Below are 12804 nucleotides of genomic sequence, written 5' to 3' on the forward strand. Positions count from 1 at the left end.
TCTGCTTCATCGAGGGCTGAGGCTGGGCCTTTCCTGCCCGCTATTCGAATTATTTAGGGTATATATGTGATCAAAATCACATATAATCTTATTCCATTACATCACTTTTACATTAAGTGTGAATCGTAACGCAAAATAACCCGGCGCTGCGTGTTCAAATACCAGGATGTTCTCCGGTATTTTATCTGCTATACCCTAAATAATTCGAGTTGGAGTGTTGTATGACAACGTTGACTGCCGCCGCGCAGCGTGCGCTGGGGCTGATGGATTTAACCACCCTTAATGATGACGATACGGATGAGAAAGTCACTGCGCTTTGCCGCCAGGCCAACAGCCCGGCAGGGGAGACGGCGGCTATCTGCATCTATCCGCGTTTTATCCCGCTGGCCCGGAAAGTGCTGCGCGAGCAGGGAACGCCGGAAATTCGTATCGCGACCGTGACGAACTTCCCTCACGGCGATGATGATATCGCTATCGCGCTGGCGGAAACCAACGCGGCGATTGCCTATGGGGCGGATGAAGTGGATGTCGTGTTCCCTTATCGCGCGCTGATTGCCGGTAATGCCCAGGTGGGTTTTGATCTGGTGCAGGCATGTAAATCGGTTTGTCAGGCGGCCAATGTGCTACTGAAAGTGATTATTGAAACCGGGGAACTGAAACAGGAGGCGCTGATCCGTCAGGCGAGTGAAATCGCCATTGACGCCGGCGCTGATTTTATCAAAACCTCCACCGGCAAGGTGGCGGTGAATGCCACGCCTCAGAGCGCGGAAATCATGTTGAAAGTAATACGTGATAAAGGCGTGGGAGAACGCATGGGGTTCAAGGCGGCGGGCGGCGTGCGTAGTGCCGACGACGCCGCAATTTATCTGCAACTGGCTGACGATATTATGGGGCCGGAGTGGGTCAGCGCGCGGCATTTCCGCTTCGGGGCATCGAGTTTGTTGACCAGCCTGCTGGCGGCGTTAGGTCATCAAACCACAGGTCAATCCGGCGGTTATTGAGCGTGATGCGGCTGCCAACCCTTTCTTCATCGACTCATCAGGAGAGCAGGCTTTGTTTCTGATTCAGGAAATCATTCGCAAGAAGCGTGACGGCAACCCGTTGAGCGATGAGGAGATCCGCTTCTTTATCAACGGCGTCCGTGATAATACGGTGTCGGAAGGGCAGATTGCCGCGCTGGCAATGACCATCTACTTTCATGATATGTCGATGGCGGAGCGTGTTTCCCTGACGCTGGCGATGCGTGATTCCGGTACGGTTCTCGACTGGAAACGCCTTAATCTGAATGGCCCGCTGGTGGATAAACACTCTACCGGCGGCGTCGGCGATGTCACTTCGCTGATGCTGGGGCCGATGGTCGCCGCCTGCGGGGGATACGTGCCGATGATTTCCGGGCGTGGGTTGGGGCATACCGGCGGCACGCTGGATAAGCTGGAATCCATTCCGGGGCTGAACATCTTCCCTGATGACAGCGCGTTCCGACAAATCATTCAACAGGTCGGCGTGGCGATTATCGGCCAGACCAGTTCACTGGCGCCTGCGGATAAACGCTTCTACGCTACGCGCGATATTACTGCCACGGTGGATTCCATACCGCTAATCACCGCCTCTATTCTGGCGAAAAAACTGGCCGAAGGGCTGGATGCGCTGGTGATGGATGTGAAGGTCGGCTCCGGCGCATTTATGCCGAGCTATGATCTTTCGGAGCAGCTGGCGCAGGCGATCGTCGGGGTCGCCAATAATGCCGGTTGCCGCACCAGCGCGCTGCTTACCGATATGAATCAGGTGCTGGCCTCCAGCGCCGGTAATGCGCTGGAGGTGCGGGAGGCGGTACGATTCCTGACCGGGGAGCAGCGCAACCCACGCTTGTATGAAGTCACGATGGCGCTGTGCGAAGAAATGCTGTTGGCCGGCGGTCTGGCCGATTCCGCGGCGGATGCCCGCGCGCGTTTGCAAACTGCGCTGGATAGCGGCGACGCGGCCGATGTTTTTGGCCGGATGGTGGCGGCTCAGCATGGCCCTGTTGACTTTGTTGAGCATTATGAGCGTTATTTACCCGCCGCTATCCTGAGTAAACCCGTTTTTGCCGAACGTGGGGGGATCGTGACCGCCATGGATACCCGGGCGTTGGGCATGGCGGTCGTGGCCTTGGGCGGAGGTCGCCGTCAGGCCGGCGATGCGATTGATTACAGCGTGGGGATGAACGAAATCGCCTGTCTGGGCGAGCGTGCCGACAGCCAGCGCCCGCTGGCGGTGATCCATGCCAATACGGAAGCGCAATGGCAACAGGCGGCAAACGCCGTGCGGGCGGCCATTACGCTGGGCGATAAGGCCGTGCAAAAAACACCGATTATCTATCGTCGCATGAGCGCCGATGATGTGTGATATCTATTTCCAACGCCGACAGGCTTTGCCTGCGGCGTGTAACAACGCAGGAGATGAACAATGAAACGTGCCTATATTATGGTGCTTGACTCGTTTGGCATCGGCAGCAGCGCCGATGCGGATCGTTTCGGCGATGCCGGTTCGGATACGCTGGGCCATATCGCACAGGCTTGTGCGGCGGGAAAGGCCGATCGGGGGCGCAAAGGCGCGTTGCATTTGCCGAACCTCAGCCGGTTAGGATTGGGAAAAGCGGCCGAGGAATCAACGGGTACTTTTCCTGCGGGGCTGGATCCACAGGCCGAGATTATCGGCGCTTATGTGCATGCCGCCGAAATTTCGTCCGGCAAGGATACCCCGTCAGGGCACTGGGAAATTGCCGGCGTACCGGTACTGTTCGACTGGGGTTATTTCAAGGATGAAGAAAACAGCTTCCCGCAAGCGCTGTTGGATACGCTGGTGAAGCGTGCCAATTTGCCGGGATATCTGGGCAACTGCCACTCTTCCGGCACGGTGATCCTCGATCAACTGGGCGAAGAGCACATGAAAACCGGCAAGCCGATTTTCTATACCTCCGCCGATTCGGTATTCCAGATTGCCTGCCATGAGGAAACGTTCGGTCTGGATAAACTGTATGAACTGTGTGAAATCGCCCGTGAAGAGTTGACCGAAGGCGGTTATAACATTGGGCGGGTGATTGCCCGTCCGTTTGTCGGCGATAAGCCTGGAAATTTCCAGCGTACCGGCAATCGACACGATCTGGCGGTGGAACCGCCGGCGCCGACCATGTTGAAAAAACTGGTGGCGGAAAAGGGCGGCGAGGTGGTGTCCGTCGGTAAGATTGCGGATATTTACGCCAATGTCGGTATTACCCGCAAAGTCAAAGCCACGGGCATCGACGCGCTGTTTGACGCCACGCTGCAAGAAATGGATCAGGCGGGGGATAACACCATCGTGTTTACCAACTTTGTCGATTTTGACTCATCGTACGGCCACCGCCGTGACGTGGCGGGCTATGCCGCGGCGCTGGAACTGTTCGATCGCCGTCTGCCGGAGATGCTCTCGCGGGTGACAGGGGATGATGTTCTGATCCTCACCGCCGACCACGGCTGCGATCCCACCTGGCCTGGCACCGATCATACGCGCGAGCATGTGCCGGTGTTGATTTACGGGCCGAAAGTGAAACCCGGTTCGTATGGGCATCGTGATACCTTTGCGGATATCGGACAGACAGTGGCGAAGTACTTTGATTTATCGCCGATGGATTACGGTAAATCCATCCTGTAACCGCGCCGATTAAATTTTTTTATGCTGATTGATAAGGAATAAGAGCATGGCTACGCCACATATTAATGCGGAAATGGGTGACTTTGCGGACGTCGTACTGATGCCGGGCGATCCGCTGCGCGCCAAATATATTGCCGAAACCTTTCTGGAACAGGCCCGCGAAGTGAACAACGTGCGCGGCATGTTGGGTTTTACCGGAACGTATAAAGGCCGCAAGATTTCAGTGATGGGGCACGGAATGGGCATCCCTTCCTGCTCTATCTATGCCAAAGAATTGATTACCGAGTTTGGCGTGAAGAAAATCATTCGTGTGGGTTCCTGCGGCTCGGTGCGCAGCGATGTAAAACTGCGCGATGTGGTGATCGGCATGGGCGCCTGTACGGATTCCAAAGTGAACCGCCTGCGTTTTAAGGATCACGATTATGCGGCCATTGCGGATTTTGATCTGGTGCGTCATGCCGTGGATGCGGCGAAAGCGCGCGGCGTGTCCGTGCGCGTCGGCAATCTTTTCTCCGCCGATCTGTTCTATACGCCGGACCCGCAAATGTTCGACGTAATGGAAAAGTACGGCATTCTGGGCGTCGAAATGGAAGCCGCCGGCATTTATGGCGTGGCGGCCGAGTTCGGCGCCAAAGCGTTGGCGATCTGTACCGTATCCGATCATATCCGCACCCATGAACAAACCACGGCGGAAGAGCGTCAGACGACGTTCAATGAAATGATCGAAATCGCGCTGGAATCTATTCTGCTGGGCGATAGCGAGTAAATAACCGCCGTCAGTCCCTGCCGCCGTCAACGGCGGCAGGGCGTCAGAGAGAAGCGATGCTCAAACCGGGCGCACACCGCGGGCTGATGGCTGACGGCCAACACAATCATCCGCGGCAGCGCCTGCCTTAACCGGGTGAGCAGTTGCAGGGCGGCGTCATCATCCAACTGGCTGGTGGCTTCATCCAGACACAGCAGCGTAGGATGCAGCAATAACACGCGAGCCAGCGACAACCGTTGTTGCTCGCCGCCGGACAACTCCCGGCTCCAGTTGGATGATTCATCCAGTCTGGCGATCAGCGACGGCAGGCCGACCTGCTTTAGCGCCCGATGCAGCGAGGCGTTATCCGGCGTCTCCGTCAGCGGGTAGCAAAGCGCCCGGCGCAAGGTATCCTGCGGCAGATAGGGCTTTTGCGGCAAAAACAGCGTCTTGCCTGCCGGAAGTCGCCATTGCCCCTGTACCGCGGGCCACAGACCGGCAAGAGCGCGCAGTAATGTGGTTTTTCCGCTGCCGCTGGCCGCCGACAGCACGGCCCAGTCTCCCGCTTTCAGGGTGGCGGTGAGCGGCGCAAACAGAGGAGCGCCGTCGGGGAGCTGGACGCTAAGCGCCTCAATGTGCAAGGCATCGCCTGCGCGGGGCGCTACGTTCAAGTTCGGCAACCGCCGCAGGCTGTGCTGGAACTCCCATAACCGCTCGATGGTGGCGGACCAGGCCACCAACTGACGATAGGCGTCGATAAACCAGCCGAAGGCGTCCAGCACATAGCCGAAAGCGGTACTGGCTTGCATGACTGCGCCCAACGTGATTTGACGCGCCAGATAAACCGGCAGAATGGCAAAGACCGGGATCATCAGGCTGAGGCGAAAATAGCTGGTGATAAAGCTTTCCAGCCGGAATTCACGTCCCATCAGGCTGCGCCAGTTATTGACGATCGCCTGAAAGCGCTGACTCATCCGCGTTTGCTCCGCCTCTTCCCCTCGGTAAAAGGCAATCTGTTCGGTATGCTCACGCACCCGCAGCAGCGTGGTACGGTAATTTGCCTCGGCGCGCTGTTTTTCCACATTCAGCCCGTGCAGCCGATGCCCCAGCAGATGGGCGAACAGGCTGTTGACGAGCGCGTAACCCAACGCAATCCATACCAGATAGCCATGAACCGTTATGCCGTGGCCGCCGACAGTGAACGTCTGCACGCCGGACAACTGCCACAGAATGACGATAAAGGAAAAGAAGCGGGCGATGTTTTTCAGCAGCGAAAGCAGCAGTTCCAGACTTTGTTCAATCAACAGCCGGATATCTTCCGCAATGCGCTGATCCGGGTTATCCGGTTCGCCGCGCAGGCTGAGCCGGTAGTGGGCGCAGCGGGTTAGCCACGCCTGTGAAAAATGCTGCGTCATGTCCTGACGGCAGCGGATAATCAGCAGTTTTTTCAGCCAGTTGCCGCAGACTATCACCAACACGAACAGAGCGGTATAGCCCGCATAGCGCCAGGCCAGCGCCTGGATGGAGGCGTGCTGAAAGTAGTCGGCCAGCGCATCGTAAAAGTCTTTACTCCAGTTGTTATACAGCACGCTGATCCAGACGACGGATAGCGTCAATGCGATAATGGTCAGCAGCAGCAGCCAGCTATACACCGCCCGGCGGGTAAACCAGAACGGCGCGATTAACTGATAAAAGCGTTTTAATGTCGGCATCAGGTTAGTCAACCCGCGGCCTGCCGTTTGCAGGCCACGTTCTGTCGGTAAGTGAGGTCAGGCAATCAGAAGGTATATTTCGCCGTCAGCATAAAATTACGCGGGTCGCCGTAGAAGTTGTAGCCGCCGCGATGGCGATTGTTCAGCGTGCGGTAATACACTTTATCGCCCAGGTTATTGCCCACCAGATTAAAGCTGAGGTTTTTGCTGTACTGATAGGTGATGTTGGCGTTAAACAGGGTGTAACCGCCCTGAGAGACGTTATATGTGGTGTTGGTGTCGGTTTGCGCCGTCAGCCCCGCGCCCAGAGTCCAGGGATTCAGGCTGCCGGGAAGGTTGTAGCTGCTATACAGTTTGAACATATGCTGCGGTGTATGCGGGCTGTAGCGTTGTCCCTGTTCATCCTCTTCTCCGTGCAGATATTGGGTATTGGTCAGCGTATAGCCGGCAAATAACTGCCAGCCTTCGGCCAGCTTGCCCGAGACTTCCATCTCAACGCCCTGGCTGCGCACTTTGCCTTCGGCGCGAGAGCAGTAATCGCTGGTCAGACATCCGCTATCCGCCACGGCGCGGTTGGCCTGGATAATGCGGTAGAGCGCAACCGAGGCATTCAGATCGCCATCAAAAAACTCGCCTTTAATACCGGTCTCATAGTTTTTTCCGGTCACGGCCGGCAGCAGACTGCCGGTGCGGGTTATGGCTTCCTGCGGCTTATAGATATCGCTGTAGCTGGCATACCAGGTGTAATGTTCCGCGAAATCCCACAGCAGACCGCCGTAAGGAATCAGTTTGTCGCGAACTTTGTAGCTGCTGCCGTGGCTGGTTTTACCGGTGGTGCGGTTGGTGTTGTACATATCATAGCTGAAGGCGCTGTAGCGGCTGCCGACAATCAGCTTCCAGTCGTCGGCCAGTTCCAGCCGGGTGGTGGCGAACAGCGCGCGCTGATAGATGCCGTACTGGTAGCGGCGGGTATAATCCGGCCAGTCGGGTTCGGGCAGCGAGGCCGGCTCCCAGTCGTAGACATTGACGGTGCCGGTATTGGCGACAACGCCAAACAAATTATCAAAATTCTCTTTTTGATAGTCTCCGCCGACGACCAACTCATGATTACGGTTCAGCAACGTAAAGGGGCCGCTCAGGCTCAGGTTGTAGCTCCATTGATCCGATCGGTTATCCCGCTGGATAGCATTATTCAGTTTTGCGCTGCCGCTATTGCTGTCCACGCCGTTAGAGCCGTTGCCAAATATTCCGATGGCCTTGCTTTCGGCGCTGGCATGCGTGTAGTTCAGGGCGCTGTTAAGCCTCCAGTCGTTATTAAATATGTGCTCGATTTCGGCAAAGGGATTGATTTTTTCAAAAGTGATACGGTTCCAACTGGCCCCGAGGAAGGTTGAGCGCGGCAAGTTAAGATTGGCGTAGCGTGTGGACATCGGTATCCCGTATAAATCGGGCACGGTATGGGTTTTCTGCCAGTTGATACCCGTCGTGAGGGTGGTATCGGGCGTCATATCCCAGGCCAGCGTACCGAATAGCACCTGGCGGTCGCTGTCGACATAATCGACGGCGCTCTGTTTATCCTGATAAGCGCCGACAAAGCGGCCGCGCAGGCTGGCATCGTCATTGAGCGGCCCGGACACGTCCATTTCGCTACGGTAGTTGTCCCAACTCCCGACGCCGGTACTGGCCGACGCCTGAAAACCATAGGTAGGCTTTTTCCGCACCAGATTGACGGTGCCGCCCGGTTCACCGTTACCCTGCGTCAGGCCGGATGCGCCACGCAGGATCTCCACTCGATCGTAAATCGCCAGATCGGGCGATTCGCTGGCGGCTTCGGAAAACCCCATGCCGGACACGCTGTTCTGGAAAGACGAACTTACGCCGTCTTCCTTGACGTTATCCATAGTAAAACCGCGCGACTGAAACTTGACCTGGTAAGAGCTTTGATTGACCACATTCACCCCGGTGGTCTGGCTCATGGCTTCATCCAGCGAGGTCATATTTTGATCGTTCATCCGCTGGCGGGTGACCACGCTCACCGACTGCGGCGTTTCGCGCGGCGACAGGTTTAACTGCGTGGCGGTATTCATACTGCGGGTGGTGTAGGAGTCGGTGCCTTCGGTGATGCCGTTACGGTTAACCGCGGCCACCACCAGCATCTCATCGCCCGCCGGTATTTGCTGTAACATATAGGCGCCGCCGGACTGTCTCACCGCCTGCAAACCGCTACCGGCGAGCAGGGCGCTGAATCCTGCCTCCACACTGTAGTTTCCCTGTAACGCGACGCCCATCTTGCCGTTTGCCAGACTGGCGTCGCCCGCCAGATACACGCCGGACTGAGCGGCAAACTGGTTTAACTGCTGACTTAGCGGCCCTGCCGGAATGGCGTAGGCGTGCGGTGCCTGAACCTCTGCCAGCGCGATGCCGGACGACAGTACCAGCGGCGCGCCGCACAGCAGCCGGACGGCAAGCGCGAGGGGAGTTGCTGCCCGGCTCGCGCCGGATAGTGAGAGAAACGATGGAAATGACATATTGATTTGCCTTCTAACCCAGAGTGAAGAAATTGTGCTTTTACTGTGAATCGAAGGACGGCGTTAAAAAGGGAACAAGAATGATAACTATTTTTTCTCCACCGTTACCCACCAGGAAAAACGCCGGTGAATGCGGATAGGAAATGTCTGCGCCAGCATCGCCAGAGCGGCATCCGTATCCGTCAGCGGGAACGTCCCCATCACCCGCAGCGCGGCAACGTCGGGCTGACAGGCCAGATAGCCGTGGCGGTAGCGCGAGAGCTGCGCGATAACCTCGCCCAGCGACAGGTTATCCGCCTGTAGCAGCCCCCGCGACCAGTCGGCGTCGGTTCGTGCGGTCGGTAACTGCCGCCCCTGTCCCTGAAAATTGAATTCCAGCCGCTGACCGGCATCAACCCGGCGCGCCGCTTGAGCATGGCGAGCGGTGACCTCGACGGCGCCTTTATAGACGGCTAAATGCGTCGTGCCGTCATGTTGCTCTACGCTGAAGCGGGTGCCGAGCGCCAGCATTTGTCCCTCGGCGCTGGATACCGATAACGGACGGGGATCCGCGGCGGTATCAACCATGATGTCGCCGGCCAGCAGAACCAGCTGTCTCCGTTGGCTGTCGAATTGCACGTCGACTACGCTGGCGGTATTCAGCCAGAGGCGGGTGCCGTCCTGTAGCACAAGACGTTTAATTTCGCCGGTGGCGCTGTGATGGTCTGCCGTCATCGCCAACAGAGAACCCCGCAGCGGCGTATAGCGATAGGTCGCCCAGGATAGCAGTGAGCCGGTACTCAACAGCGCCGCCAGTTTGAGGGCGCGGCGGCGGTTCATGTCGGCGGGCTGATGCAGCAAGGCGTTGATGGCGGGTTGTTGGCTGTCGCCGCGTAACGGTTGAAAGCGCTGGCTGACTTTCCGCACATATTCCCAGGCGCAGCGGTTTTCCTCGCTTTCATCCATCCAGCGTTGCCAGTGGTGATGGTGTTCATGGTCGCCTTCAAGCTCGCAGAGCTGGGCATACCACTGCGAGGCCTGCTGTAATGCGATAAAACCGGGTTTGTTCATCAGGTGGCGGTCTTCTGGCAAGCGAGGGTGGTTTCTTCTATTTCTGCTTCCAGCAATACGCAGTGCAGCATGGCCTGCGCCATGTATTTCTTCACCATGCGTTCCGAGACGCTGAGGACGCTGGCGATTTCCCGGTAGGTTAATCCCTGAATCTGCGCCATGACGAACGCGGCGCGGACTTTCTCCGGCAGCGCCCGCAGCATGGCATCGACCTGATACAGGGTTTCAAGAATGATATTGCTGTGTTCCGCCGACAGCACGACCGGTTCCGGCCGGGCAGCCAGCGAATTCAGCCAGGCGCGCTCAATTTCCCGCCGCCGCCATAAATCCACGCACATTCCCTGCGCCATCACGCTCAGATAGGCGCGTGCTCCGGCATGGCTGTCGAACTGACGCGGTTTGATCAGCAGACGTAAAAAAACATCCTGAGCCAGATCGGCGGCATCGTACAGATTTCCCAGCCGTTTGCGCAACAGCCCTTGCAGCCAGCCGTGATGCTGGCGGTAGAGCAGATGAATGTCTGCTGCGGTATCGATTTGGGCTGATGACATATCAATGGCCTGAAAACGGGATAGCCGGGAAAACAAGACGTGTGTCACATTTTAAGTGAGAATGATTTTTATTTCAATGGGGTATTGACACACGCAACGCCTGCCATACCAGACGCCGCCGATTACTGTCTCAGTCATAACGCCAGACGGTATGCGGATTGATGATAAACTCCGAGGCTAGCTGAGCCTGTGCAGATAAGGCGGCAATATGGGAACCGGCAGAACCGACAGCACTTTCAGTTTTTGCAGCGTGCGTATCTGCGCACGCTCAAGATGCTCATGGAGGCTCATCGCCGCCAGTTCCCAGCTTTCCTGAAGCAGCATTTCATAGATCAGGCGGTGTTCGTTGATGGTGGCATGATCAACGGCGATCGACAGCGTCTCATAGAAAATGCGGGTGACGATAAGCGGAGATTGGCTCTGACGCAGAATTTCGATCAGCGCCCGGTTGCCCGCCGGCTCCAGACAAAAAAGGTGAAGATCGTCCTCGACGCGTTCCAGCTCGGCGGCGGTCACTTTGCCCTTTTTCAGTTTTTCCAGACGTTCCAGATTTTCGGCGATCTGACGCTGTGTAATATAGGGCGCCGCCTGACGCAGCGCCGCCGGTTCGAGACAGGCGCGGATCTGGTAATGATCCTTGATCTCTCTGGCCGTCAACGGCCCGGCCAACCATTGCGAATAGGGTTCTTTTTCCACTAGCCCTCGATCGCGCAGGCGCACCAGACTTTCACGAATAATATTGCGGCTGACGTTGTAAAACTCGGCGGCTTGACCTTCGTTAAGCTGGTAATGACCGAATACCATGCAGGTCGACAGCGCTTCTTGCAGATCGCTCAATACCTTTTCCCCGGCGCTGCGGGTATCGACCAGGGCATGATCCTGATCGAGCCCCAGCACGGTCCGGTTTAACGCCAGGCGCTGAGGCTCAATATCCTCTCCCTCGGCGGCGACGATAAACCCCCGGCCTTCAAAACGGGCGATCAGTCCCTCTTCATGCAGCAGACCCAGCGCCCGACGCACCGGAACCCGGCTGGTGCCAAACAGCTCGGCCAACGGGCCTTCCAGCAGCACTAATCCGGCCGGTACGGTTTGCGCCTCTATGATTGCCTTCCTGAGAACCTGATGGATCATCTCATATCGCGCCGCGCCGCGGGCTTCGGTTCTTACGTCTTTGCTTTCGTTAAGCATCCTTTGGCTCATTGATCCTCGCCTGAGTGAATACTGCATTATTGCATACCCTCTGATTAAGTTGATCGTTCCTATCGGGTAAACAAAATGCATTCATATGGTGCGCCTGCACGATAATGAATCATGAAATCAAATATCCATTTTTATATATATTTCGCCTTTATCCGTTAAACCGCGGGTTATCGCTTGAGTTAAGTCGATTAAAAGCCGTTTAAGGACAACGCGTTTTGATGTTATCCCTTATTTTAGAACAAATAATCGACATTTTCGTTAAGCGTTGGCATTTTATTTGCAGGTATAAAATGTATTTTTTATATAAACATACGTTTTTTTGATAGAAAAATGAGCGCTGGCGCCAACCCGCATTTTTTATGTCATGCCGTACGGCGGGGGGAATCCCGTCAGCTTGCCGCTTTCTTCCCTGTCGTAACCTGTAATGGAGAAATAACATGGCTAAAGAGATCCTTTGTGCTTTCGGTGTTGATGTTGATGCGGTCGCGGGGTGGTTGGGTTCCTATGGCGGAGAAGACTCCCCGGATGATATTTCGCGCGGCCTGTTTGCCGGTGAAGTCGGCGCGCCGCGACTGCTTAAGCTGTTTGCGGATCACCAACTGCGAACGACATGGTTTATTCCCGGTCACTCCATCGAAACGTTTCCTGAACAGATGAAGGCGGTTGCCGATGCCGGTCATGAAATCGGCGTGCACGGCTACAGCCATGAAAATCCTATCGCCATGACGCCGGCGCAGGAAGAGGCCATTCTGGATCGCTGTATCGATCTGGTGACGACGCTGTCGGGAAAACGGCCGACCGGTTACGTGGCGCCGTGGTGGGAGTTCAGCAACGTCACCAATGAACTGCTGCTGAAGAAGGGCATCAAGTATGACCACAGCCTGATGCACAACGACTTTCATCCCTACTATGTCCGGGTCGGCGACAGCTGGACGCGCATTGACTACAGCCAGCACCCGGACACCTGGATGAAACCGCTGGTGCGCGGCGAGGAAACCGATTTGATCGAAATCCCCGCCAACTGGTATCTCGACGATCTGCCGCCGATGATGTTCATCAAAAAATCCCCCAATAGTCATGGATTCGTCAATCCGCGCCATCTGGAAGAGATGTGGCGCGACCAGTTCGATTGGGTCTACCGCGAAAATGACTACGCCGTCTTTACCATGACCATCCACCCTGATGTGTCGGGGCGACCGCAGGTTCTGCTGATGCTGGAACGTCTGATCAAGCATATCCAGAGCCATGAGGGCGTCCGTTTTCTGACGTTCGATGAAATTGCCGACGATTTCCAGAAGCGCAAGCCGCGCGCCCTGTAATTTTCTTCCACCACTAAAAGAGTGATAGAA

General features: G+C 56.4%; 10 protein-coding genes. 5 read left to right on the plus strand and 5 right to left on the minus strand.

Going from position 1 to position 12804, the window contains the following annotated elements:
* Positions 1-221 precede the first annotated feature (221 nt).
* From deoC to deoD, 4 genes are read left to right on the plus strand one after another with little or no spacing between them, the layout of a single operon-like run.
* On the plus strand, positions 222-1001 hold the full coding sequence (gene deoC, locus JG725_RS12190; RefSeq protein ID WP_199378182.1) for a deoxyribose-phosphate aldolase: 780 nt from the start codon (positions 222-224) through the stop codon (positions 999-1001).
* A gap of 52 nt (positions 1002-1053) precedes the next feature.
* Positions 1054-2385 carry a thymidine phosphorylase gene (gene deoA / locus JG725_RS12195; RefSeq protein ID WP_172290141.1) on the plus strand — a complete coding sequence of 444 codons (1332 nt, stop codon included), beginning with the start codon at positions 1054-1056 and terminating at the stop codon, positions 2383-2385.
* Positions 2386-2445: 60 nt separating this feature from the next.
* Entirely contained in the window at positions 2446-3669 is a 1224-nt protein-coding gene (gene deoB, locus JG725_RS12200; protein ID WP_199378183.1) for a phosphopentomutase, read from the plus strand.
* A 46-nt stretch (positions 3670-3715) separates the two neighbouring features.
* The gene (gene deoD, locus JG725_RS12205) at positions 3716-4435 is read left to right on the plus strand and encodes a purine-nucleoside phosphorylase (protein WP_199378185.1); all 720 of its coding nucleotides are present in this window, start codon (positions 3716-3718) and stop codon (positions 4433-4435) included.
* Between the two features lie 26 nt (positions 4436-4461).
* Here the strand turns inward: deoD and JG725_RS12210 are convergent, their stop codons facing one another.
* The 5 genes from JG725_RS12210 to JG725_RS12230 form a co-directional block, all read right to left on the minus strand.
* Positions 4462-6126, minus strand: coding sequence for an ABC transporter ATP-binding protein/permease (locus JG725_RS12210; protein ID WP_172290138.1), 1665 nt, complete (start codon positions 6124-6126; stop codon positions 4462-4464).
* Between the two features lie 65 nt (positions 6127-6191).
* Positions 6192-8654 carry a TonB-dependent siderophore receptor gene (locus JG725_RS12215; RefSeq protein ID WP_199378187.1) on the minus strand — a complete coding sequence of 821 codons (2463 nt, stop codon included), beginning with the start codon at positions 8652-8654 and terminating at the stop codon, positions 6192-6194.
* Positions 8655-8741: 87 nt separating this feature from the next.
* Complete coding sequence (locus JG725_RS12220; protein ID WP_199378189.1) at positions 8742-9704, minus strand: FecR domain-containing protein; 963 nt, start codon at positions 9702-9704, stop codon at positions 8742-8744.
* The gene (locus JG725_RS12225) at positions 9704-10255 is read right to left on the minus strand and encodes a sigma-70 family RNA polymerase sigma factor (protein ID WP_172290135.1); all 552 of its coding nucleotides are present in this window, start codon (positions 10253-10255) and stop codon (positions 9704-9706) included. Before JG725_RS12225 ends, JG725_RS12220 begins: the two co-directional genes overlap by 1 nt.
* Positions 10256-10432: 177 nt before the next feature.
* The gene (locus JG725_RS12230; protein ID WP_233356413.1) at positions 10433-11455 is read right to left on the minus strand and encodes a GntR family transcriptional regulator; all 1023 of its coding nucleotides are present in this window, start codon (positions 11453-11455) and stop codon (positions 10433-10435) included.
* A gap of 437 nt (positions 11456-11892) precedes the next feature.
* Between JG725_RS12230 and JG725_RS12235 the strand changes: the two genes are divergently transcribed.
* Positions 11893-12774 (plus strand): polysaccharide deacetylase, encoded by an 882-nt coding sequence (locus JG725_RS12235; RefSeq protein WP_172290134.1) that lies wholly within the window; start codon positions 11893-11895, stop codon positions 12772-12774.
* Positions 12775-12804: the final 30 nt, after the last annotated feature.

This window comes from Brenneria sp. L3-3C-1 (assembly GCF_016456245.1).
Lineage (GTDB): Bacteria > Pseudomonadota > Gammaproteobacteria > Enterobacterales > Enterobacteriaceae > Brenneria.

What these genes read in the sequence shown, in the direction of transcription:
- JG725_RS12230 (WP_233356413.1), bottom strand. Translation starts at nt 11,455, where the DNA reads ATGAGCCAAAGGATGCTTAACGAAAGCAAAGACGTAAGAACCGAAGCC.
- deoD (WP_199378185.1), top strand. Translation starts at nt 3,716, where the DNA reads ATGGCTACGCCACATATTAATGCGGAAATGGGTGACTTTGCGGACGTC.
- deoB (WP_199378183.1), top strand. Translation starts at nt 2,446, where the DNA reads ATGAAACGTGCCTATATTATGGTGCTTGACTCGTTTGGCATCGGCAGC.
- JG725_RS12220 (WP_199378189.1), bottom strand. Translation starts at nt 9,704, where the DNA reads ATGAACAAACCCGGTTTTATCGCATTACAGCAGGCCTCGCAGTGGTAT.
- JG725_RS12215 (WP_199378187.1), bottom strand. Translation starts at nt 8,654, where the DNA reads ATGTCATTTCCATCGTTTCTCTCACTATCCGGCGCGAGCCGGGCAGCA.
- JG725_RS12210 (WP_172290138.1), bottom strand. Translation starts at nt 6,126, where the DNA reads ATGCCGACATTAAAACGCTTTTATCAGTTAATCGCGCCGTTCTGGTTT.
- deoC (WP_199378182.1), top strand. Translation starts at nt 222, where the DNA reads ATGACAACGTTGACTGCCGCCGCGCAGCGTGCGCTGGGGCTGATGGAT.
- JG725_RS12235 (WP_172290134.1), top strand. Translation starts at nt 11,893, where the DNA reads ATGGCTAAAGAGATCCTTTGTGCTTTCGGTGTTGATGTTGATGCGGTC.
- JG725_RS12225 (WP_172290135.1), bottom strand. Translation starts at nt 10,255, where the DNA reads ATGTCATCAGCCCAAATCGATACCGCAGCAGACATTCATCTGCTCTAC.